Source organism: Nocardioides sp. (assembly GCF_029937575.1).
Lineage (GTDB): Bacteria > Actinomycetota > Actinomycetes > Propionibacteriales > Nocardioidaceae > Nocardioides.
Map to the genome: position 1 here is coordinate 1 of NZ_JAPYPS010000065.1, position 22476 is coordinate 22476.

A 22476-nucleotide genomic window follows, 5' to 3' on the forward strand; every position below is an offset into this window, starting at 1 on the left:
CACCCGCGAGCCTGCCCCAGCTGCCCGGCTGCGTGATCCCGGCCCAGATCGCGCGTGAGCTCATCGCCCACGCCCTGCGCGCCAAGACCATCTCCTTCATCCGCAACCTCTACGCCGACCCGTCGGGTCGTCTGGTCGCGATGACGTCACGGCAGCGGTTCGCCCCCGACGGCCTCGCCGACTTCCTCGCCATCCGCGACCAAGGGATCTGCCGCACCCCCTGGTGCGACGCCCCCATCCGCCACATCGACCACATCGACCCCCACGCAGCCGACGGGCAGACGACCGACGACAACACCCAAGGCCTCTGCCAGGCCTGCAACCACGCCAAGCAGGCCGACGGCTGGACCCAGACCACCGTCCACGACGACTCCGGACGCCATACCGTCGAGACCACCACCCCCACCGGGCACCGACACCGATCCCGGGCGCCCGCGCCACCCACCCCAGCACGAGCACCCAGCGCCAGACCCAGACCCGCGGTCGCCTACTACCGACCCGCCTTCGACCTCGAGTACGCCGCAGCCGCCTGACCACTACGGTCGAGCCCGTGACTACCGACCGAAGCGTGGAGTTGCTTCGTGCTCCGTCCCTGACCGACGACGTGCCTTACGCCTACGCCGCCGCCACCGGTCGGCTCGTCTTCACCGCTGGCGCCTGCCCGCTCGACGCGCAGGGTGTCGTGACTCCGGTGGGCGACGTCTCCGGCCAGGCGAGGCTGGTGATGGACAACCTGGTGGTAGCGCTCGCCGCGGCGGGGTGCGCGGTGACCGACGTCCTCAAGACCACGGTCTACGTCGCCTCGTCCGACCGCGCCGACCTCGTTGCCGCCTGGGACGTGGTGCGGGCCAGGTTCGACGACCACGACGCGCCCAGCACCCTCCTCGGCGTCGCGGCGCTGGGCTATCCCGACCAGCTGGTCGAGGCCGAGGCGATCGCCGTAAGACCCGACCCGGTCGTCCTGGCCAGGTAGCGCGCGAGCGCGGCAGGCCACGATCACAGTGCGAACCTGGCGCTGCACGACGCCGTCGTCTCGGCGTTGCGGACGCTTCCCCGCGAGCAGCAGCAGGTCCTGGTGCTGCGCTACGTCACCGACCTCACCGAGCGTGCCACCGCAGAGGTCCTCGGTATCGCGCTCGGGACCGTCAAGAGCAGAGCCTCGCGAGGCCCCTGACGACTATGACGAGCCCCTGTCCGTGGCCTTCTCCCGGGGCAAGATGCGCGGGACAGAGGCGTGCAACGGGATCCAGGGGACCTACGAGCAGACCGGCGCACGGGGCCGGGACCTACGGATCGAGATCAGGGTGATGACCACCGCGGCGTGCGACTCCCCGCCCCTGGCGTCTCGCATGTCAGCGGTGCGACACGTCAGTGGCCTGGGTGCCGTGCGCTACCTCCATGCCGCCAACTGGATGATCGTGGCTGAGCTGCGCCCCGGCGATGGGCACTGACCGGCCAACCTGAGGCCAACGGACGGCTGGCTAGCCTGTGATGGTGGACACTCCTACGGACGTCGCCGCGCGCCTCGGCGCCACCGGCTATCTGTGCGACGACGACCTCGCCACCGTGGCGTTCCTGGCGTTGCGGATGGAGCGACCGCTGCTGCTCGAGGGGGAACCGGGGACCGGCAAGACGGCCCTCGCCGAGGCGCTGGCCGCCACGCTCGACGTACCCCTCGTGCGGTTGCAGTGCTACGAGGGCATCGACGCGACCCAGGCCCTGTACGACTGGGACTTCCCGCGCCAGGTGCTGCACCTACGCGCGCTCGAGGCTGTCGGGCGGGGTGGGAGCGAGCAGGCGCTGGAGGAGGCCGAGAAGGACCTGTACGACGAGCGCTTCCTGCTCGCGCGCCCGGTGCTGACGGCCCTCCAGCAGAGCCCGGCGGTGCTGCTGGTCGACGAGATCGACCGGGCCGACGACGAGTTCGAGGCGTTTCTGCTGGAGGTGCTCTCGACCTACCAGGTGAGCATCCCCGAGCTCGGCACCGTCCGTGCGGCGCAGCCGCCGGTCGTCGTACTGACCTCCAACCGCACCCGTGAGCTGCACGACGCCCTCAAGCGGCGCTGCCTCTACCACTGGATCGACCACCCGGGCCTCGAGCGCGAGGTCGCCATCGTGCGCACCCGAGCCCCCGAGGTCTCCGCCGCGCTGGCCGAACAGGTCGTGGGCGTGGTCCAGCAGCTGCGCCACCGCGGCGACCTGGAGAAGCCTCCGGGGGTCGCCGAGACCCTCGACTGGGCGCTGGCCCTGCACCACCTCGGCACCACCGAGCTCGACCTCGAGTCCTCGGCGCGCACCCTGGGGGCGCTGGTGAAGTACCGCGAGGACGCCGACCGGGTGCGTCAGGCCCTCGACATCATGTTGCGCCCATGAGCGGCTCGGACGGTGGTTGAGGTGCGAGGAGCGCCAGCGCCGAGCCTCGAGACCAGGCAGGCCGACGAGCTCCTCCTGGGCTTCACCCGTGCCGTGCGCGCCGCCGGGGTCGCGGTGACCCACGACCGGGCCGCCGGCTTCCTGGCCGCCACCGCCGAGGTCGGACTGAGTGACCAGCGCGCGACGTTCGTCGCCGGCCAGGCGACGCTCTGCTCCTCGCCGGACGACCTCGCGCGCTACGCCCAGGTCTTCGAGTCGTGGTTCAACTCCCGCGACGGGCTTCCCCGCGAGCAGCCGAGTCCGCCGAGCACGTCCGCCCCCTCCGGCCTGGCCGCCGACGAGACGGACGCCGACGACCAGGGCGACGACTCCGAGGACGCGGACCTGCTGGCAGCCACCGCGAGCGAGGCCGAGATCCTGCGGCACCGCGACGTCGCCGCCATGACCCCGGGAGAGAAGGCACGGCTGGCCGCGATGTTCGCGACGCTCCGTCCTCGCCCGCCGCTACGTCGTACCGTCCGGCACGAGGCCTGGCGCCGCGGCCGGGTCGATGCAGCCCGCACCCTGCGCGCCAGCATGCGTCGGCTGGGGGAGCCCGCCCGGATCGAGTGGCGTCACCGTCGCACGCGGCCGCGTCGCGTGGTGCTCCTCGTGGACGTGTCCGGCTCGATGAGCGGGTACGCCGACGCGCTGCTGCGCCTGGCGCACACGATGACCCAGGGCACCCGGGGCCACGCCGCACGTGGCGGCAAGGTCGAGACCTTCACCGTCGGCACCCGGCTGACCCACGTCACCCGTGCCCTGGCCTCCCGCGACGCCGAGCGGGCCATCGCGGCGGCCGGCGACGTCGTACCCGACTGGTCCGGGGGCACCCGGCTCGGCGAGACGCTCAAGGTCTTCGTCGACCGGTGGGGTCGCCGCGGCCTGGCTCGCGGCGCCGTGGTGGTGATCTTCAGCGACGGCTGGGAGCGGGGCGACGCATCGCTGCTGGGGGAGCAGGTGCGGCGGCTGCGCGCCGTCGCGCACCGGGTCGTGTGGGTCAACCCCCACCGCGGCAAGGACGGCTACGAGGCCGTGCAGGCGGGGATCGTGGCGGTGCTGCCCCACGTGGACGATTTCGTGGCCGGGCACTCGCTCGCCACGTTCGAGGAGCTGATGGGTGTCGTGGAGGGACGGTCTCGTGCGTGAGGTGCTCGGTGAGCTGATGCAGTGGTGGGAGGCCGGCGAGACGATCGGCGTCGGCACCGTGGTGGCGACCTTCCGCTCGGCGCCGCGCCCGCCCGGAGCCTCGATGCTGGTCGGGCCCGACCAGAGCGCCGTCGGCTCGGTCTCCGGCGGGTGTGTCGAGGGGTCGGTCTACGACCTGGCCCAGTCGGTCGTCGCGTCCGGGGCGCCCGTGCTGGAGCGCTACGGGGTCTCGGACGACGACGCCTTCGCCGTCGGGCTGACGTGCGGCGGGATCCTCGACGTCTGGGTGGAGCAGGTCTCCCAGGAGACCTTCCCCGAGCTCGGTGACATCGCCGCCGACATCGAGGCCGGCCGCCCGGTCGCGCTGGCCACCGTCATCGAGCACCCGGACCCGGACAAGCTCGGTCGGCGGATGATCGTGCGCCCGGCGGTCGGGACAGTCCCTGACGAAGTGGCCCCTCCCGGGGTCGATCAGGGGCCACATCGTCGGGGACTGTCCCGGCTGTGGTCCGACCGCGCCACCGACGCCGTCCGCGACGACGCCCTCGGCCTTCTCGCGGCCGGCTCCAACGCGACCCTGACCTACGGCCCGGACGGCGAGCGCCGCGGCGAGGGGATGCGGGTCTTCGTGTGGGGGTTCGCACCCAAGCCACGCCTGCTGGTCTTCGGTGCCATCGACTTCGCCGCTGCGGTGGCCAAGATCGGTGCGTTCCTGGGGTACGACGTGACGGTCTGCGACGCACGCCCGGTCTTCGCGACGGCCAGCCGCTTCCCCGACGCCGACCGCGTGGTCGTCGAGTGGCCGCACCGCTACCTGACCGAGCAGCAGGCGGCCGGGGCCATCGACCAGCGCACCGTGATCACGGTGCTCACCCACGACCCCAAGTTCGACGTCCCCCTGCTGGAGGTCGCGCTGCGCCTGCCCGAGGTCGCCTACGTCGGCGCGATGGGTTCGCGGCGTACCCACGACGACCGGATGGACCGCCTGCGCGAGGTCGGGCTGAGCGACGACGACCTCGACGGACTGCACAGCCCGATCGGGCTCGACCTGGGGGCCCGGACGCCGGAGGAGACGGCGATCAGCATCGCGGCGGAGTTCATCGCCGGCCGATGGGGGGGCACCGGCGAGCGGCTGGCCCGCACGAAGGGACGGATCCATGGGTGACCGGGGTCACACGATGGGTTGTACCGTGGCGGCACCTACTCCGGGAGGCGGCGCAATGGGGCGCACGACCACACGCGGGACCAGCGAGCTCGACAGCCGCAAGCAGGAGACCCTGCGCGCCTGGACCAGCTTCGTCGAGCAGGGCGACGCGGCCGCCGCGCTCGTGCGCCCCGAGATCCTGAGCAGCTGGACCAGGTCGGGGGCCTCGATCACCCACGACGTGAGTGCCGCGCCGCTGTCCGATGAGAGCGAGACCTCCGCCATGTGGCGCGAGTCGCCGCTGCAGGTCGCGGTCGAGCGGGTCGAGGCCGACCTGCGTCGTACGGCGGAGGACGGCGACCTGGTCCTCGCCGTCACCGACGCCGACACCCGCATCCTGTGGACGTACGGCGGCCGCGTGATGCACCGCAAGGCCGAGGCGGTCAACTTCGTGCCCGGGGCCAGGTGGGACGACGAGTCGGTCGGCACCAACGCCCTCGACCTGGCCAACCGCCTGGCCGAGCCGTCGATGGTCTTCTCCGCAGAGCACTATGCCTCGATCGTGCACAACTGGGTCTGCTGGGCAGCACCAGTGCTCGACCCGGCCACCGGTCGCCAGCTCGGCGTCATCGACCTGTCGACCACCTGGGACCGGACCCACCCCATCGGCCTGGCGACGGCGCGCGTGATGGCGCGTCTGATCGAGACCGCCCTCCCGCGCTCGGCCCACCAGCCGACCGCGCACGCCACCGATGCCGACGAGACGGCCGACCCGGGTCTCGTGATGACCCTGCTCGGCACCGCCGAGGTGCGCCTGGACGGGCGGCGCCTGCTGCTCAACCGCCGCCAGACCGAGGTGCTCGCGCTGCTCGCGCTGCACCCCGAGGGGCTCTCCCTCGACCGCCTGCACGCGCTGGTCTACGGCGACGCGGCCGTGACGTTCTCGACGCTCAAGGCCGAGGTCTCCCACCTGCGCTCGGCGCTCGGTGGGCAGCTGTCGTCGCGGCCCTACAAGCTGATGATGCCGGTGGCCACCGACGTCGACCACGTCCTCTCGCTGCTGCGCCGGGGACGGGTCACCGAGGCACTCGACGCGTATGGCGGCGACCTGCTGCCCGGGACCAACTCGCCGGCCCTGACCGAGCTCGCCGAGTACCTCGCCGTCGCCGTGCGGGAGGCGCTGCTCGCCGACCCGAGACCGAGCGCGGTCCTGCGCTATGCCGAGCTGGCGCCGTACGACACCGAGGTGATGGAGCGCGGCCTGGCTGCGCTCGGCGACCGTCCGCACCCGGCGAAGGCGCTGCTGATGGGCAAGCTGGCAGCGGCCAACCACTAGACAACCCTGGGCTCCTAGCGTGAGCCGGGTCACAGAGATGTGTCCCACTCACAGTGCAGATCACAGGGAGAGTCCATGGCCAGGATCAACCTCACCGTCGACGGAGCATCGGTCTCCGACGACGTCGAACCGCGGATGCTGCTGGTGCAGTACCTGCGCGAGAAGCTCGGCAAGACCGGCACCGTCATCGGGTGCGACACCAGCAACTGCGGCGCCTGCACCGTCCACCTCGACGGCACGTCGGTGAAGTCGTGCAACGTGCTCGCCGTCCAGGCCGAGGGCTGTGAGGTCACCACGATCGAGGGCCTGGCCGACACGGTGGACACCGACCTGCACCAGGTCCAGGAGTCGTTCCGCGAGTGCCACGGCCTCCAGTGCGGCTTCTGCACGCCGGGGATGATCATGCAGAGCGTCGACCTGCTCAAGGAGAACCCGCACCCCTCCGAGGAGGAGATCCGCCTCGGCCTCGAGGGCAACCTGTGCCGCTGCACGGGCTACCACAACATCGTCAAGGCCGTGCAGCACGCGGCCACGGCCGCGGGAGGTGCCCGGTGACCACGCTCCAGGACCCGCCCGTCGAGTCGTCGCCCGAGATCGGACGCGAGCGCCGCCGCAAGGAGGACCAGCGGCTGATCACCGGCCGCACGCGCTGGACCGACAACATCGTGCTGCCCGGCATGCTGCACCTGGCGATGGTGCGCAGCCCCTTCGCGCACGCGAGGATCACCTCGATCGACACCACCGAGGCCAAGGCGTCGCGCAACGTGGTCACGGTCCTGACCGGAGCCGACCTCGGGGAGAGCCAGGGCACGCTGATCAACGCCTGGGCGATCACCACCGACCAGGTGACCCCCGCGCACCCGCCGATGCCGTCCGACCGGGTGAGCTTCGCCGGCGAGATCGTCGCCGTCGTCGTGGCTCGTACGGCGGCCGAGGCGCGCGATGCCGCCGAGCTCGTCGACGTCGAGTACGACGAGCTCCCCGCGGCGATCGACCTGAAAGCTGCGGCCGCCGCCGACAGCACTTCGGGGGTCCTCGCGCACCCCGATCTGGGCACCAACAAGTCTGCCTTCTGGAAGTTCGACTCCGCCGAGGCCGGCACCGGCGGCGACGTCGACGCCGCCATCGAGAAGGCCCGCGGCGACGGGATCGTGATCGAGCGCGAGTACCGCCAGCAACGCCTGATCCCCGCCTTCATGGAGCCTCGCTCCACAGTGGTCGACCCGACCGGCGAGCAGATCACGATGTGGTCGGCGACCCAGATCCCCCACATCCTGCGCTTCGCGCTCGCCGCCACGACCGGCGTGCCGGAGTCGAAGATCCGCGTGATCGCCCCCGACGTCGGCGGCGGGTTCGGCGGCAAGCTGCAGACCACCCCGGAGGAGTGGCTGACGTTCTGCATCGCCAACCGCCTCGGCAAGCCGGTCAAGTACACCGAGACCCGCTCGGAGTCCCTGATGGTCGCCCACCACGGGCGCGACCAGTGGCAGAAGCTCACGATGAGCGCCGAGAAGGACGGCACGGTCACCGGCCTCAAGGTCGAGCTGCTCGCCGACCTCGGCTCGCACGTCTCGCTCGTGGGTGGTGGCGTGCCGGTGCTCGGGGCGTTCATGTTCAACGCGATCTACAAGTTCCCCGCCTACCAGTTCAACTGTCAGACGGTGCTGACCAACAAGACGTGGACCGATGCCTACCGAGGTGCCGGGCGACCCGAGGCGACCTTCGCGATCGAGCGGCTGATGACCGAGCTCGCCGCCGAGCTCGACGTCGACCCGATCGAGATCCGCCGCAAGAACTGGATCACCCACGAGGAGTTCCCGTTCATGTCGGTCGCCGGCCTGGAGTACGACACCGGCAACTACGAGGCGGCGACCGACAAGGCGCTCGAGATGTTCGGGTACGACGACCTGCGCGCCGAGCAGCAGCGGCGCCGGGAGTCGGGTGACCCGATCCAGCTCGGCATCGGCGTCTCCACCTTCACCGAGATGTGCGGCCTCGCGCCGTCGCGGGTGCTGGGCCAGCTCAACTACGGGGCGGGCGGCTGGGAGCACGCCGCCGTCCGCATGCTCGCGACCGGCAAGGTCGAGGTCGTCACCGGCGCCTCGGCCCACGGTCAGGGCCACGAGACGGCGTTCAGCCAGATCGTCGCCGACCGCCTGGGCGTCCCCTTCGAGGACGTCGAGGTCCTGCACGGCGACACCCAGACCTCGCCGCGCGGTCTCGACACCTACGGCTCGCGCTCGCTGGTCGTCGGTGGCGAGGCGCTCGTGCGCGCTGCCGACAAGGTGATCGAGAAGGCCAAGCCGATCGCGGCCCACCTGCTCGAGGCCTCGGTCGACGACATCGAGTTCGCCGAGGGTCGGCTCTCGGTGCGCGGCACCGACCAGGGAGTCGCCATCACCGAGGTGGCCGCGGCGGTCTTCGCCGCCCACGACTACCCGGAGGGGATCGAGCCGTCGATCGACTCCGAGGCGACGTACGACCCCGTCAACTTCAACTACCCGCACGGCACCCACCTGTGCGCGATGGAGGTCGACACCGAGACCGGTGGGGTCAAGATCCGCAAGTACGTCTGCGTCGACGACATCGGCACGATCATCAACCCGATGATCGTCGCCGGCCAGGTCCACGGTGGGCTGGTGCAGGGCATCGCCCAGGCGCTGTGGGAGGAGGCGGTCTACGACGACGCGGGGACGCTGGTCTCCGGCTCCTTCGTCGACTACCTGCTGCCGACCGCGGCCGACACGCTGAGCTTCGACGTCGACCACACGTCGTCGCCCTCGACCACCAACACGCTGGGCACCAAGGGCGTCGGTGAGGCCGGCACGATCGCCTCGACCCCCGCCGTCGTCAACGCCGTGGTCGACGCGATCCGGCACTTCGGCGTCGACGACGTCACCATGCCCTGCACTCCCGAACGGGTCTGGAAGGCCATCCACTCACGGGGCGCGGGAGGTGAGGCCGCGACCGAAGGCGCCGCGGCTCCGCACTTCGACGCTGCCGAAGGCACGGAAGGAGCGGGCGCATGATTCCCGCGGAGTTCGACTACCTCGCCCCGACGTCGGTCGAGGAGGTCATCGCCGCGCTCGCCGAGCACGGCGACGACGCGAAGATCCTGGCTGGTGGGCAGAGCCTGCTCCCGGTCCTCCGGATGCGGCTCAACGCCCCCGAGGTCGTCATCGACCTCGGCCGCATCGAGGCGCTGCGCGGGGTGCGCGACGACGGTGATGCGATCGTGATCGGCGCGATGACGCCGCACAGCGTGGTCGGGGGCGACCCCCTGGTCGCCGAACACGCCCTGCTCATCACCAAGGCCGTCGAGCACCTCGCGGACGCGCAGGTCCGCCACCGCGGCACCTTCGGTGGCGCCCTCGCGCACGCCGACCCGGCCGGCGACCTGGGTGCTCCCGCCCTGGCGCTGGGCGCGCAGTTCGTCATCGCCGGAGCCGGCGGCACCCGCACGGTCGAGGCGGACGACTTCTTCGTCGACCTCTTCGAGACCGCCATCGAGGACGGCGAGGTGCTCACCGAGGTACGGATTCCCAAGCACACGGGCTGGGGTGCGCGCTACGAGAAGTTCGTGCGGGTCGCCCACCAGTGGCCGATCGTGGCCATCGCCGCGACCGTGCGGGCCGAGGGTGGCACCATCGCCGAGGCACGGGTCGGGATGACCAACATGGGCTCGACGCCCCTGCGGGCACGCGCCGTCGAGGCCGCGCTCACCGGGCAGCCCGCCACCGAGGACGCCGTACGCGCCGCTGCCGCGCAGGCCGCCGACGGGGCCAACCCGCCGTCCGACCTCAACGGTGACGCCGACTACCGGCGCCACCTCGCGACCGTGCTGACCCGCCGCGCCGTCCTGTCGGCAGCCGGCGCCTAGGGCCGCGGATGGATCTCGAGCACACGTTCGTCGTCCCGACCGGCGTCGAGGAGACCTGGGCCCACTTCGGTGACCTCGCCGCACTGGCCGAGTGCTTCCCCGGCGCGACCCTGACCTCGGCGGACGACGAGTCGTTCGCCGGGTCGGTCAAGGTCAAGCTGGGGCCGATCGCCCTGGTCTACAACGGCTCCGGCACGTTCGTGGACAAGGACGAGCAGGCGCACAGCTTCCAGGTCGACGCCAAGGGCAAGGACAAGCGCGGCAACGGTACGGCGGGCGCCAAGGTGTCGCTGTCGATGAAGGAGGCCCCGGGCGGCACGACGGAGGTCAAGGTCCTCACCGACCTCGCGATCACCGGCAAGCCCGCCCAGTTCGGTCGCGGCGTCATGCAGGACGTCTCCGACAAGCTGCTCGGGCAGTTCGTCACCTGCCTGGAGCAACGGCTCAGCGCGGAGCCCGAGCCGGCGTCCGAGCCCGAGCCGGAGCCGACGCCGCTGGCCGACGCGGCAGCCGCGGCTCCGAAGCAGCACTCCACCGCGCCCCGGCCGGCCGAGCGGCCGGCGGCCCCCGCCCAGGACGACTCCCTGGACCTGGGAGCCGCGGTGATCCCGGTGCTGCTGAAGGGCTACTGGAAGCAGGGACTGGGCGGTCTGCTCGTGCTGCTCGTCGTGTGGCGGGTGCTGCGCCGGAGGTGAGGCGACACGCCGGCCGAGGACGGGCTCCTCGGCCGGCGCGGCCGGCTCTCAGCCGCCCAGCGCCGTGAGGGCGTCGTACTCCTCGTCGCTCAGCTCGATGGCGGCAGCGGCGGTGTTGGAGTCGAGGTGCTCGACGCTCGACGTGCCGGGGATCGGCAGCATCACCGGCGACCGGCGCAGCAGCCAGGCCAGGGCCAGCTGGGACGGGGTGGCGTCGTGCTCCTTCGCGGCCTCACCCAGCACGCCGTCGGTGGCCGAGAGCTCCCCGGTCGCGAGCGGGAACCACGGGATGAAGCCGATGCCGTGCGCCTCGCAGTGCTCCAGCAGCGGCTCGGCGTCGCGCTTGGCCAGGTTGAAGAGGTTCTGCACGGTGGCGATCGGCGCCATCGCCGCTGCCATCTCGAGCTGCTCCACGGAGACCTCGGAGAGGCCGATGTGGCGGATCTTGCCCTCGTCGCGCAGCGCCAGCAGCTCGCCGACCTGGTCCTCGAGCGGCACGGCCGGGTCGATGCGGTGCAGCTGGAAGAGGTCGATGGTCTCCAGCCCGAGGCGGCGCAGCGACAGCTCGCACTGCTGGCGCAGGTAGGCGGGGTTGCCGACGGGCGTCCAGATGCCGGGTCCCTGCCGGGTCAGTCCCGCCTTGGTCGCGACGACGACGTCGTCGGCGTAGGGGTGTAGTGCCTCCTTGAGGAGGGCCTCCGCGGTCTCCGGGCCGTAGGAGTCGGCGGTGTCGAAGAACGTGACTCCGATCTCGACGGCACGACGCAGCACGGCGATGGCGGCGTCGTGGTCCCGGGGCGGCCCCCAGACCCCCTCGCCGGGCAGCTGCATGGTGCCGTAGCCCAGGCGTACGACGGGCAGGTCGCCGCCGATGGAGAAGGTGCCGGAGGGTGCTGCGAGGTTCTCGGTGCTGCTGCTGGTCTGGCTCATCACTGCTCGCTCTCACTCAGGTCGCCCGCCCAGGCGGTGTGGAAGACACCGTCGCGGTCGACGCGTTGATAGGTGTGGGCCCCGAAGTTGTCCCGCAGGGCCTGGATCAGGGCGGCCGGCAGTCGCTCTCGGCGCAGCCCGTCGAAGTAGGCCAGCGAGCTCGAGAACGCCGGCGTGGGGATCCCGCCCCGCGCGGCCGCCGCGACCACCCGGCGCCAGGCGTCGACACCGTCCTTGACCGCCTCGGCGAAGAAGGGCGTGGTCAGCAGGGTCGTGAGCCCGGGCTCCGCGGCGTACGCCTCGGTGATCCGACCCAGGAAGCGCGCCCGGATGATGCAACCGTCCCGCCAGATCCGGGCGACGTCGCCCAGGTCGATGTCCCACCCGTGCTCCTCGGCGCCGGCGGCGATCTGGTCGAAGCCCTGGGCGTAGGCGACCACCTTGGAGGCGTAGAGGGCCGCCCGTACGTCGTCGACGAAGCCGTCGTCGTCCGAGGCGTCGGTCTCGAGGCGGTGGCCCTCGCTGGTCGTGGAGAACATCTCGCGCGCCGCCGCCCGCTGCTCGGTGTGGCCCGACAGGCTGCGGGCGAAGGTCGCCTCGGCGATGCCGGTGATCGGCACCCCCAGGTCCAGGGCACTCTGCACGGTCCAACGGCCGGTGCCCTTCTGCTCGGCGGCGTCGGCCACGACGTCCACGAACGGCTGCCCGGTCTCGGCGTCGGTGTGGCGCAGCACGTCGGCGGTCATCTGGATCAGGAACGACTCCAGCTCGCCGTCGTTCCAGCCGGCGAAGACGTCGGCGATCGCTGCGGGCTCGAGACCCACTCCGGCGCGCAGGAGGTCGTAGGACTCGGCGATCAGCTGCATGTCGGCGTACTCGATGCCGTTGTGCACCATCTTCACGAAGTGTCCGGCCGCTCCCGCGCCGACGTGGGCGCAGCACGGCTCGCCGTCGACCTGGGCGGCGACCGACTCGAGGATGGGGCCGAGCCGTTCGTAGGCCTCCTCGCTCCCGCCGACCATGATCGACGGCCCCTCGAGGGCGCCGACCTCACCGCCGGAGACGCCGGTGCCGACGAAGTGGAGACCGTGCTCCGACAGCGCCTGCTCGCGGCGGATCGTGTCGGTGAAGTGGGCGTTGCCGCAGTCGACGACGATGTCGCCCTCCTCGAGCAGCGGCACGAGGTCGTCGATGACGGCGTCGGTCGGGTCGCCGGCCTTGACCATCACGAGCACGACGCGCGGCGTCTCGATGGCGCCGACGAACTCCTCGAGGCTCTCGGTCGCGACGAAGTCGCCCTCGTCGCCGAATCCCTCGACCAGCGCGGTGGTCTTCTCGACGCTGCGGTTGTGCACGGCGATCGTGTGGTCGTGGCGAGCGATGTTGCGGGCCAGGTTGCGGCCCATCACGGCCAGGCCGGTGAGTCCGATCGTGGCGCGGGGAGCGGTGGCGTTCATGCCTCCAGCCAACTCCGTGGGGGCAAACGGGGGTACCGCCTGCGGGGGTGGGCAGGCCCACCTCGGTCAGAAGACGTTCAGCGGCCGGAACTGCACCGAGATCCGCGGTCCGGCGCTCGCCACCTTGGGGACGGCGTGCTCCCAGGTGCGCTGGCACGACCCGCCCATCACCACGAGGTCGCCATGACCCATCTCGACGACGACCGACTCGCCACCGGCGCGCGGTCGCAGGTGCAGCTTGCGGGGGTCGCCCAGGGACACGATCGCGACCATCGTGTCGATGTTCGAGCCGCGGCCGATCGTGTCGCCGTGCCAGGCGACCGAGTCGCGTCCGCTGCGGTAGTAGCAGCACCCGGCGGTGCGGAACGGCTCGCCGAGCTCGTCGGCGTAGTGCGCGCTCAGGGCCTCGCGGGCGTCGGTGAGCAGCGGGTGGGGGAGCTCCTCGCCGATCATGTAGGTGTAGGTCAGCCGCGGGATGTCGACCGGGCGGTCGTACATCTGACGACGCTCGGCGCGCCACGGCACGGTGTCGAGCAGCGTCGTGAAGACGTCGTCGGGCGCAGAGAGCCAGGTGCGGGCGACGTCGAGCCAGGCGCCCTCGGTGAGCTCACGTCGTACGAGCAGCGCGTCCAGGTCGCCGACCCCGGCGGTCGGCGGTTCGAAGAGGGTGGTCTGGAAGTCCATGCGGACACCCTAGACCGAGTTCGAACGCGTGTTCGACATGCCCGCCACGTGCCCGAGCGTGTCGCCGGCGATCAGGCCAGGGACCGCTTGATCTGCTCCACCGTCTCGTCGGCCAGCGCCGGCAGCCTGCGGCCCACCACGAGGGGCGCGACGAGCCGGATCAGGAAGGGGAACTCGAAGTCGGCGCGGTAGCGGATCGAGGTGCCGCCGTCCGCCAGTGCGGTGAAGGACAGGGAGTCCGTGGCGGTGGTGCGACCGTTCCGCCCGCGGATCTGCACCTTCGTGGGGACGTCGTAGGTGATCGTCTCGTAGACCAGGTCGACCGTGCGGCCCATGAACTCCGAGGTGTTGTCGTACGTCGTGCCCAGGCCACCGTCGCCGGAGGTGCGGGTCGTCGAGCGCGTGCCGGGGTCCCACTCGTTGGTGTTCTCGAAGTCGGCGAGGTAGGCGAAGACCTCCTCGACGGGCCTGGACACGCTGAAGGTGCGCTCGACGTGCATGGGGCGAGCCTACGGAGCGATCCCCACCCGGGCGGGCGGCGACTCGACCTCAGGGTCCGACCAGGGGTGAATCGGTGGCGCGCAGCGCCAGCGACACGGGAGAGTGGACCCATGACCGAGCGACGCCCCCACGACAGCTCCCGCGAGCCCGCCGCCCGGGTGGTCGGGCTCTCGAAGACCTACGGCACCGGCGAGGCAGTCGTGAGGGCCCTCGACGACGTGACCGTCGACCTCTACGCCGGGGAGTTCACCGCCGTCATGGGTCCGAGCGGCTCGGGCAAGTCGACGTTGATGCACGTGTGCGCGGCGCTCGACCAGCCCACCTCGGGCGAGGTCCTGATCGGAGGGGCGTCGATCGGCTCGATGTCCGACAAGCAGCTCACCCTGCTGCGCCGCCAGGAGATCGGCTTCGTCTTCCAGTCCTTCAACCTGGTCCCGACCCTGAGCGCCGAGGAGAACATCACGCTCCCGCTGGCGATCGCCGGCAAGAAGCCGGACGCGGAGTGGTTCGAGCAGGTCATCTCCACCGTGGGGCTGGGTGGCCGGCTCAAGCACAAGCCCAACGAGCTCTCCGGCGGTCAGCAGCAGCGCGTGGCGGTGGCCCGCGCGCTGGTCAGCCGCCCCCGCATCGTCTTCGCCGACGAGCCCACCGGCAACCTCGACTCCCGGGCCGGCGCCGAGGTGCTACAGCTGCTGCGCGACTCCGTCGACACCCACGGCCAGACGGTCGTGATGGTCACCCACGACCCGGTGGCGGCGGCCTACACCGACCGCGTGGTCTTCCTGGCCGACGGCCGCGTCGTCGACGAGGTGCGCGAGCCCGACCGCGAGGGCGTCCTGGAGATCATGGCGCGGATGTCCGAGGCCGCCGACGCGGGCGACGCCGCCTCATGATCCGCGCGGCTCTCAAGAGCCTGCTGGCGCGCAAGGTGCGCCTGGTGATGAGCACCTTCGCGATCGTGCTCGGTGTGTCGTTCGTCGTGGGCACGCTGATCTTCTCCGACACCCTCAACCGCAGCTTCGTCTCCCTCTTCGCCTACACCGTCGGCGACGTCGTCGTGCAGCCCGAGGGCGGCGACGTGCCCGGTGGTGGGGACTCCACCGCCACCGTGCCCGCCGAGCTCGTCGGCCGGCTCGCGACGCTCCCCGGTGCCGCGCGGGCCGACGGTCAGATCGGCATCCAGGGCGTGTACGTCGTCGACACCGACGGCGACCCGATCGGCGGCTTCGGACCGCCCTCGATCGGCGGCAACTGGTCCGACGCCCCGGCCGGCAACGGCCTGCGCAGCCTGGCGATCACCGAGGGGCGCGAGCCGCAGGGCCCCGGCGAGGTCGTCCTGGACGCCGAGACCGCCGACACGTCCGGGTGGTCGGTCGGCGAGGTCGTGCCGATGATCACCGGTGAGGAGACCGCCAACCTGGAGCCGACCCTGGTCGGGATCGCCGACTTCCCCGACGGCGGCTCCCTCAACGGCGCCACCCTGGCGGCCTTCGAGACGGGCGCCGCCCAGGAGCTGTTCCTGGACGGGGACGACGCCTTCAGCGACGTGTGGGTGACCGCCGCCGACGGGGTCACCCAGGCCGAGCTGCGCGACCAGGTCGCCGAGGTGCTCCCCGACGGGTTCGAGGCGGTCACCGGCGACTCCGAGGCCGATGCCGCGGCCGACGACCTCCTGGAGGCGATCAGCTTCCTGACGATCTTCCTGCTCATCTTCGCCGGCATCTCGCTGGTGGTGGGGTCGTTCCTGATCGTCAACACCTTCTCGATCCTCGTGGCCCAGCGCAGCCGTGAGCTCGCCCTGCTGCGTGCCCTGGGCGCCTCGCGACGCCAGGTCACCCGGTCGGTGCAGCTGGAGTCCTTCATCCTGGGGGTCCTGGGCTCCACCGTCGGTCTGGGACTGGGTGTCCTGCTGGCGATCGGGCTCCGGGCGATCTTCGCCACGATCGGGCTCGACCTCTCCGGCCAGGCGCTGGTCTACAGCCCGCGCACGTTCATCGCCGCCTACGCCGTGGGCATCGTGGTCACGATGGCCGCCGCCTACCTGCCGGCTCGCCGTACGGCGAGGATCGCCCCCGTCCAGGCGATGCGCGACGACATCGCGCTGCCCGAGGAGTCGGTGCGCAAGCGGTTCCGCAACGGGCTGGGGCTGGCCATGCTCGGCGCGCTCGCGTTGCTGGTCGGGCTGACCGACCTCGTCGACCTCGGCAACGGCGCCTGGTACACCGGCCTCGGGGTGCTGGCCATCCTGCTCGGCGTCACGGCGATGGCCCCGGTGCTGGCCCGGCCCTACCTCGAGCTGACCCGGGCACTCTTCGCGCGCTGGTTCGGCTCGATCGGCAACCTCGCCGGCCAGAACTCCCTGCGCAACCCCCGTCGTACGGCGGCCACCGCCTCGGCCCTCATGATCGGGCTCACCCTGGCCTGCACGATGGCGATCGTGGGCGCCTCGGCCAAGGCGACGGTGGACAAGCAGATCGAGGACACCTTCGTCGGCGACTTCGTGGTGAGCAGCATCTTCCAGGGCGCCTTCTCCTCCAGCATCGCCAACCGGCTCGAAGGGGTCGACGGCGTCGAGGACGTCGTCTCCCAACGCTTCGGCTTCGCCGAGTACGACGGCGGCTTCGCCGGCATCGGTGCGACCGACCCCGACGACCTGGACCGCCTCGACCTGACGCTGGCGACCGGAGCGCCCGCCGACCTCACCCTGGACACCGTCCTGCTCGGGACCAGCTTCGCGCGCAGCAACGACCTGACGATCGGGGACACCGTCGAGCTGGAGGTCAACACCGGCACCGTGGAGTGGACGGTGGCCGGGACGTTCGAGGCCAGCTCGCTGGTCTCCAGCGGGCTGCTGACGTCGTTGGAGACCTTCGAGAAGGCCGGCTACCCGGCCCAGGACTACCTGCTCGTGGTCTACGACGAGCCGGGTGCGACCGGGATGCAGGACAAGATCGACCAGGCGCTGGCCGACCAGCCCATCGTGACGGCCAAGGACCAGGCCGCCTACGCCGCCGAGCAGCGCGAGCCGATCGACCAGTTCGTGCTGATCATCTTCGCCCTGCTCGGGCTGGCGCTGCTGATCGCCGTGCTCGGGATCGTCAACACCCTGGCCCTGTCGGTGATCGAGCGCACCCGGGAGGTCGGCCTGCTCCGCGCGATCGGCGTCAGCCGCGGGCAGCTGCGCGCGATGATCACCCTCGAGTCGGTGGTGATCTCCTCGCTCGGCGCCATCCTCGGCGTGCTGCTCGGCATCGGCTTCGGGCTGGCGCTGATGACCGCCGTGCGCGACGAGGGGCTCGACGTGATCCGGGTGCCGTTCGACCAGGTCGCGGTGTTCCTGCTGCTCTCGGTGGTGATCGGCATGCTCGCCGCGATCCTTCCTGCGCGACGCGCGGCCCGGCTCGACGTCCTGGACGCGATCTCGACCGAGTGAGCGTCGGCGCGCCCCGCCACGTGAGCCACAGCAGTCTCAGGATCGGGTGAACTGCTGACGGGGACCGTCTCCTTCCCTACCCTCGTAGCATGGAGGAGGCCGTGATGACCACAGACGGGCAGCTCAAGCACGTCGTCGTGCGCGAGTACGTCCGCGACCTCGTGGCCGGTCATGCCCCCGGATCTCCGGCCCCGTCCGAGCGCGAGCTCGTCCAACGCTTCGGCGTCGCACGGATGACCGTGCGCCAGGCCCTCGACGTCCTGGTCAGCGAGGGGCTCCTCGAGCGGATCCCCGGACGCGGCACCTTCGTGGCGCGCCCGCGTCGGGTGGCCACCCAGATCAGCGGCTACACCGAGGAGATGTCGCGTCGCGGTCTGCTGGCCGAGTCCCAGACCCTGCTGGCCCGCCGCGAGCAGGCCGGCCCCGGCGTGGCTCGTGCCCTCAACCTCACCGAGGGCGACGCTGTCATCCACTGGCGCCGCCTGCGGCGTGCCGACGCGGTGGCGGTCTGCATCGAGGATGCCTACCTCAACGAGGTCCTGCTGCCGGGGTTCCTGCAGGCCGGCATGCCGACCAGCCTCTACGAGGCGCTGGAGGCCCGCGGGCTGCGGCCCACCTGGGTCGAGGACTCGATCACCGCCGACACCGCCAGCCCGGAGGAGGCAGCCCAGCTCGAGATCGCCCGCAGCTCCGTGGTGCTGCGGCACTCACGGCGCGGCCTGGTCGGCGACAAGGTCGTCGAGGTCTCGCGCAGCGTCTACCGCGCCGATCGGTTCACGATGTGGATCCAGCTCGGGGACGACTCCGAGCCGTAGACCGACCTGCGCGCGGCTCAGACCTTCCCCAGGAAGCCGAGGCCGGCCGCGAGCGTCCCGGTCTCCTCACACACCCACACCGGGTCGGGCCCGCCCAGGTCGGGCTGGATGTAGAGCGAGTGCACCGGCCCCTCGGTGCAGTCCAGGCACATCGGCCAGCGGCCGACGGCCTCGAAGAGCGCGTCCTGCACGTCCTGGGCGACCAGCCCGGCGACGTACACGTGGCCCTCGGGCCACTGGTCGGCCCACCACTGACGCGCGACGCAGGCATCCTCCAGCGCGGAGACGGCGACCGCGGTCGCCTGGTGGCGGGCCGTCAGGTCAGCGAGCACCCGAGCCCTGGCATCGATCAGCAGCCGTTCGTCCACCCGACCCATTGTGCTCCCAGGGTCCACACAGGCAAGGGGCCTCTTCGGCAGGGGTCCCCGATCCGGTGGGTCCCGCGCCCTACCGTGGTCGTCATGGGTGACACGTCGGCGGGGCTGCTGGAGGTGGCGGTGCTGCACGCCCGCGACGTGCCGGGCTGTCTCGCTGGTGGCGCCGATCGGCTCTCGCTCAGCGTGGACGGTCGCTCGCCCGACGTCCCCACGGCGGCCGCGGTCATCCGGGTCTCGGACGTGCCGGTGCGCGTCATGCTGCGCCTCGACGCGTCGTACACCACCAACGGTGGTGACCTGATGCGGATGATCGGTCTTGCCCGGGAGTACGTCGCTCTCGGTGCGGAGGGCGTCTCGTTCGGCTTCCTGGACGCCGACCTGGACGTCGACGTCGAGACCACCCGTGCGCTGGCCGAGTCACTGCCGGGAGTTCCCTGGACCTTCCACCGCGCGATCGACGCCACCCTCGACCCGCTGCGCTCGTGGGGCCGTCTGTCCGGTCTCCCGGGGTTGACGACGGTGGCGTCGGGAGGGTCGCCACAGGGCCTGACCCAGGGGTACGACGACCTGCTGGCGCTGCTCGACCGGGCGCCGTCGGTGGCCCGGGTCCTGATGGTCGCCGGCGGCCTGCGGGCCGACCAGGTGCCGTGGCTCGTGCGCGCGGGCGTGCGTCAGTTCCAGGTCGACGAGCAGGTGCGACCGACCGGCAGCGAGCGCGCCTACGTCGACGCCGGACTGGTGCGTTCGTGGCGACTGCTCCTCGACGACGTCGTGAGCCGCCGGGCCACCGGCAGCTGAGCGGCGCGGACGGGCAGCACAACGGATGATCCTGATCGACCCGCCGGCCGTGGAGGCCTACGGACGCGTGTGGTCACACCTGGCCAGCGACACCTCCTTCGAGGAGCTGCACGCCTTCGCCCGCAGCCTCGACATCCCCGAGCGGGGCTTCGATCGCGACCACTACGACGTCCCCTCGGAGTGGTACGACGCCGTGGTCGCGGCGGGCGCCACCCCGATCAGCTCCCGGGAGCTGGTCAAGCGCCTCGTCGCCGCAGGGCTGCGGCGTCGTCGACCCGGCGCCGCCACCCGGCCCGTGCCGGGCGCCGAGCCCGGGTAGGACCGGGACCGGTCCGGTCAGACCAGCAGCGCCCGCAGCTCGTCCAGCTCGCGTGAGGCGTTGGCGCGGGCCGGTGCCTCCCAGTGCTCGACCGCGAACCCGGTGTGGAACAGGCGCGGCTTGTCGAGCAGGTCCGCCAGGACGAGGGCGCGCCCCTCGGTGAAGGTGGCGTCGTCGAGATGGGCGTACTCGGTGCGCACCGCGGCGACGTAGGCGGCGTACCGCTGCGCCGGCGCGGCGAGGATCCCCAGGTCGGCGTCGGAGAGGGCACAGCCCTCGGCGTCGCCCTCCTCGGGCCGGTGGGTCTCGGTGAGTCGGACCAGGCGGACCACCTCGGCCACGGTGGCCGCGTCGCACAGGGCCGGCAGGGACTCCTCGGCCCAGGCCGCGGAGCGCTCCTCGGCATCGCGCTCGCCGTCGTAGACGCTGTCGTGGAACCACGCGGCCAGGAGCACCGGCAGCCGCTCGAACGTCGTCCCGGCCTGCGCCAGGGCCTCGATCCGGCCGAGGACCTCGGCGAGGTGAGTGGTGTCGTGGTAGCCGCGCTCGGGGTCCGCGTAGGCCGCGAGCACCTCGTCGCGCACGTCGTGGCCGGCGTCGAGCGGCCAGGCCGAGATCAGGTCGGGCAGCATCGGCCCATCCTCACACGGCGCCCGCGAGCGGAGCCAGGGGCCTCAGACTCGGGTGGAGGGCAGCTTCATGCCGGCGACGGCCCGGGTGCGGCTCGCCCAGACCGCGCCCGCCCCGGTGGCCGGGAGGTGCAGGTCGCCAAGGTCGCGGTAGGTGCCGGTGAGCACGACGACGTCGGCGACGGCCGCGCTGGTGGCGTGCAGGGTCTGGGGACCGCTCGTGGCGACGACGGTCAGCCCGCGCGAGCTGCACAGACCGGTGCCGAGCAGGAAGCACCCGTCGGCGTCGGTGCGAGTGCGCTCGATCTCGGTGCCCTCGGCGTCGAGCAGCGCGACCACGGCGGCGTACTGGATCGCTCCGCCCTGCAGCACTCGTCCGGCCACCAGTCCACCGGCCGGGACGACCGCGGTGCAGCTGACCAGGGTGCCTTCGTCGACGTCGACGTCGACCGTGACACCCAGGTGTCCGTAGGACGGTGGGACGACGATGCGGCTCGGGCCGGCGGCGAGGCCGCGGACGTGGGCCAGGCCGTCGACGAGGCTCGCGGTGACCGGGTGGCCGACCGCGTCGAGGACGGTGAGGTGCGAGGCGGTGACGGGCAGGGCGTCGGCACCGCTGACGGTGACGAGCAGCTCGGCGGTCGGGCTCGCCACCGGGAGCCGCAGACCCGTCACGCCGCTCTCACCGACCTCGATGCTCGCGGAGGCGGAACAGGTACGGCGGCGGGCGTCGCGTGCCACGACCGACCAGCGGCCGGGCGTCAGGTCGAGCAGCGCCTGGCCGTCGGCGTCCGTGCGGGCCTCGACGTGCGAGCCGGACTCGAGATGCACCGCGCTGACGCGCCCGAAGCGGACGGGGACGTCGTCGCGCACGACCTCGACGGCGATGGCGGGTCGGCGCGAGCCGGCGCGGTGCGCGAGGTCGTAGGAGAGCGACGAGGTGAGCATGTCGGCGACGCTAGGGATCGAGTCGCAAGACCTCCGGACGCCCGCCTCAAGGTTGCCTCAAGGAGTCGCGTCGACCTTGCGCGCCAGCGGCGGCGTCATCGCCCACCGGATGGTGCCGGTCGCGGCGGTCCCGAGGCCGCGCACCACGGTGCGTTCGGCGAGGGGCAGCCACGGCAGCCGCAGGTGAGGACGGGTCCAGGCGGGCATCAGCCCGACGGCGGCCGCGGCCAGCACGCCGTACGGCGCGCGCGCGGCCAGCGGGAGTGGCGGGGTGAGCAGCAGGTGGCGCACGGCCTCGCGCGCCTCGGGCGTCCCGTGGAGCTCGGGTCGGTAGTCGGCCAGGGCGTCGCGCAGGTCGGCCTCGGAGTGCGGTACGTCGGTGGCGCCCAGGCGCTCGGCGACCAGCGCCGACTGGGCGACGTAGGTGTCGCGACCTGCCTGGTCGAGGGGGGCGCGGCCGTAGACGGTGTGGGCGCGCAGGAAGCTGTCGGCCTCTGCCACCTGGACCCAGCGCAGCAGGTGAGGGTCGGAGGCGGCGTACGGCGTGCCGTCGGGCATCTGGCCCCGCACCCGCTCGTGGATGCGGCGCACGACGTCGACCGACTGCCGGGCGTCCTCCTCGTGGCCGAAGGTCGTCACCGCGAGGAAGCGACTGGTGCGGTGCAGCCGTCCCCACATGTCGCCGCGGTAGCCGGAGTGCTCGGAGACCGCGCGCATCGCGGCCGGGTGGAGGGTCTGCAGCAGCAGCGCTCGCATCCCACCGACGAACATCGAGGCGTCCCCGTGCACCTCGGCGATCGGGCTGCCGGGCGGGAACCATCGCGGACCCTCGCGACCGTGGATGCGGTCGCGATGGCGGGCACCGTCGGGGCCCGCCACACGGTGGAAGAGGGCCTCGCCGAGCTTGGCGCGGGCGGTGCTGATCACTCCTCCACCGTAGGGCGTCGTCGCGACCCGGAGGGGTGGCAC

Annotated in this window: 25 protein-coding genes; 17 read left to right on the forward strand and 8 right to left on the reverse strand. The window is 72.0% G+C overall.

Annotation, left to right across the window (positions count from 1 at the left end; all coding sequences use genetic code 11):
* The 12 genes from Q1K33_RS17005 to Q1K33_RS17060 form a co-directional block, all read left to right on the forward strand.
* Positions 1 to 533, forward strand: a 533-nt coding sequence (locus tag Q1K33_RS17005) for an HNH endonuclease (RefSeq protein ID WP_300405923.1), incomplete at its 5' end; no start/stop codon positions are given.
* A gap of 17 nt (positions 534 to 550) precedes the next feature.
* Complete coding sequence (locus Q1K33_RS17010) at positions 551 to 973, forward strand: RidA family protein (protein WP_300405924.1); 423 nt, start codon at positions 551 to 553, stop codon at positions 971 to 973.
* Between the two features lie 42 nt (positions 974 to 1015).
* Entirely contained in the window at positions 1016 to 1174 is a 159-nt protein-coding gene (locus Q1K33_RS17015; protein ID WP_300405953.1) for a sigma factor-like helix-turn-helix DNA-binding protein, read from the forward strand.
* 22 nt (positions 1175 to 1196) lie between these two features.
* Positions 1197 to 1451, forward strand: coding sequence for a hypothetical protein (locus tag Q1K33_RS17020; protein ID WP_363319741.1), 255 nt, complete (start codon positions 1197 to 1199; stop codon positions 1449 to 1451).
* Positions 1452 to 1491: 40 nt separating this feature from the next.
* Positions 1492 to 2373, forward strand: coding sequence for a MoxR family ATPase (locus tag Q1K33_RS17025; protein WP_300405927.1), 882 nt, complete (start codon positions 1492 to 1494; stop codon positions 2371 to 2373).
* Positions 2374 to 2394: 21 nt separating this feature from the next.
* Positions 2395 to 3561, forward strand: a complete 1167-nt coding sequence (locus tag Q1K33_RS17030; RefSeq protein WP_300405928.1) for a VWA domain-containing protein — start codon at positions 2395 to 2397, stop codon at positions 3559 to 3561.
* Positions 3533 to 4726: an XdhC/CoxI family protein gene (locus Q1K33_RS17035; RefSeq protein ID WP_363319743.1), complete on the forward strand. Its 1194-nt coding sequence runs from the start codon at positions 3533 to 3535 to the stop codon at positions 4724 to 4726. The genes Q1K33_RS17030 and Q1K33_RS17035 overlap by 29 nt, the downstream gene beginning before the upstream one ends.
* Positions 4727 to 4781: 55 nt before the next feature.
* Positions 4782 to 6041, forward strand: coding sequence for a transcriptional regulator (locus tag Q1K33_RS17040; protein ID WP_300405929.1), 1260 nt, complete (start codon positions 4782 to 4784; stop codon positions 6039 to 6041).
* 75 nt (positions 6042 to 6116) lie between these two features.
* The gene (locus Q1K33_RS17045) at positions 6117 to 6596 is read left to right on the forward strand and encodes a 2Fe-2S iron-sulfur cluster-binding protein (RefSeq protein WP_300405930.1); all 480 of its coding nucleotides are present in this window, start codon (positions 6117 to 6119) and stop codon (positions 6594 to 6596) included.
* Positions 6593 to 9070: a xanthine dehydrogenase family protein molybdopterin-binding subunit gene (locus Q1K33_RS17050; protein WP_300405931.1), complete on the forward strand. Its 2478-nt coding sequence runs from the start codon at positions 6593 to 6595 to the stop codon at positions 9068 to 9070. The genes Q1K33_RS17045 and Q1K33_RS17050 overlap by 4 nt, the downstream gene beginning before the upstream one ends.
* Positions 9067 to 9921: a xanthine dehydrogenase family protein subunit M gene (locus Q1K33_RS17055; RefSeq protein ID WP_300405933.1), complete on the forward strand. Its 855-nt coding sequence runs from the start codon at positions 9067 to 9069 to the stop codon at positions 9919 to 9921. The genes Q1K33_RS17050 and Q1K33_RS17055 overlap by 4 nt, the downstream gene beginning before the upstream one ends.
* Before the next feature lie 8 nt (positions 9922 to 9929).
* Positions 9930 to 10616, forward strand: coding sequence for an SRPBCC family protein (locus Q1K33_RS17060; protein ID WP_300405934.1), 687 nt, complete (start codon positions 9930 to 9932; stop codon positions 10614 to 10616).
* A 48-nt stretch (positions 10617 to 10664) separates the two neighbouring features.
* Here the strand turns inward: Q1K33_RS17060 and Q1K33_RS17065 are convergent, their stop codons facing one another.
* From Q1K33_RS17065 to Q1K33_RS17080, 4 genes are all read right to left on the reverse strand, one after another.
* The gene (locus Q1K33_RS17065; protein ID WP_300405935.1) at positions 10665 to 11546 is read right to left on the reverse strand and encodes an aldo/keto reductase; all 882 of its coding nucleotides are present in this window, start codon (positions 11544 to 11546) and stop codon (positions 10665 to 10667) included.
* Positions 11546 to 13003, reverse strand: coding sequence for an NADP-dependent phosphogluconate dehydrogenase (gene gndA / locus Q1K33_RS17070; RefSeq protein WP_300405937.1), 1458 nt, complete (start codon positions 13001 to 13003; stop codon positions 11546 to 11548). Before gndA ends, Q1K33_RS17065 begins: the two co-directional genes overlap by 1 nt.
* Positions 13004 to 13069: 66 nt before the next feature.
* Complete coding sequence (locus Q1K33_RS17075) at positions 13070 to 13687, reverse strand: alpha-ketoglutarate-dependent dioxygenase AlkB (RefSeq protein ID WP_300405939.1); 618 nt, start codon at positions 13685 to 13687, stop codon at positions 13070 to 13072.
* A gap of 71 nt (positions 13688 to 13758) precedes the next feature.
* Positions 13759 to 14187, reverse strand: coding sequence for an SRPBCC family protein (locus Q1K33_RS17080; protein ID WP_300405941.1), 429 nt, complete (start codon positions 14185 to 14187; stop codon positions 13759 to 13761).
* Between the two features lie 111 nt (positions 14188 to 14298).
* Between Q1K33_RS17080 and Q1K33_RS17085 the strand changes: the two genes are divergently transcribed.
* The 3 genes from Q1K33_RS17085 (at position 14299) to Q1K33_RS17095 (ending at position 18436) form a co-directional block, all read left to right on the forward strand.
* Complete coding sequence (locus Q1K33_RS17085) at positions 14299 to 15081, forward strand: ABC transporter ATP-binding protein (protein WP_300405942.1); 783 nt, start codon at positions 14299 to 14301, stop codon at positions 15079 to 15081.
* Positions 15078 to 17621: an ABC transporter permease gene (locus Q1K33_RS17090; protein ID WP_300405943.1), complete on the forward strand. Its 2544-nt coding sequence runs from the start codon at positions 15078 to 15080 to the stop codon at positions 17619 to 17621. The genes Q1K33_RS17085 and Q1K33_RS17090 overlap by 4 nt, the downstream gene beginning before the upstream one ends.
* An 89-nt stretch (positions 17622 to 17710) precedes the next feature.
* The gene (locus Q1K33_RS17095; RefSeq protein ID WP_300405944.1) at positions 17711 to 18436 is read left to right on the forward strand and encodes a GntR family transcriptional regulator; all 726 of its coding nucleotides are present in this window, start codon (positions 17711 to 17713) and stop codon (positions 18434 to 18436) included.
* Positions 18437 to 18453: 17 nt separating this feature from the next.
* On the opposite strand, the gene Q1K33_RS17100 is transcribed toward Q1K33_RS17095, so the two are convergent.
* Entirely contained in the window at positions 18454 to 18813 is a 360-nt protein-coding gene (locus Q1K33_RS17100) for a hypothetical protein (RefSeq protein ID WP_300405946.1), read from the reverse strand.
* 84 nt (positions 18814 to 18897) lie between these two features.
* Between Q1K33_RS17100 and Q1K33_RS17105 the strand changes: the two genes are divergently transcribed.
* A complete protein-coding gene (locus tag Q1K33_RS17105; protein WP_300405947.1) occupies positions 18898 to 19611 on the forward strand; it encodes a copper homeostasis protein CutC in 714 nt (237 codons plus the stop codon).
* 25 nt (positions 19612 to 19636) lie between these two features.
* Positions 19637 to 19930 carry a DUF4031 domain-containing protein gene (locus tag Q1K33_RS17110; protein ID WP_300405948.1) on the forward strand — a complete coding sequence of 98 codons (294 nt, stop codon included), beginning with the start codon at positions 19637 to 19639 and terminating at the stop codon, positions 19928 to 19930.
* Between the two features lie 17 nt (positions 19931 to 19947).
* Here the strand turns inward: Q1K33_RS17110 and Q1K33_RS17115 are convergent, their stop codons facing one another.
* The 3 genes from Q1K33_RS17115 to Q1K33_RS17125 form a co-directional block, all read right to left on the reverse strand.
* Positions 19948 to 20562 (reverse strand): hypothetical protein, encoded by a 615-nt coding sequence (locus Q1K33_RS17115; RefSeq protein ID WP_300405949.1) that lies wholly within the window; start codon positions 20560 to 20562, stop codon positions 19948 to 19950.
* 42 nt (positions 20563 to 20604) lie between these two features.
* Positions 20605 to 21507, reverse strand: coding sequence for a hypothetical protein (locus tag Q1K33_RS17120; RefSeq protein ID WP_300405950.1), 903 nt, complete (start codon positions 21505 to 21507; stop codon positions 20605 to 20607).
* A gap of 57 nt (positions 21508 to 21564) precedes the next feature.
* The coding region (locus Q1K33_RS17125; protein WP_363319744.1) for an oxygenase MpaB family protein at positions 21565 to 22476 on the reverse strand (912 nt) is incomplete at its 5' end.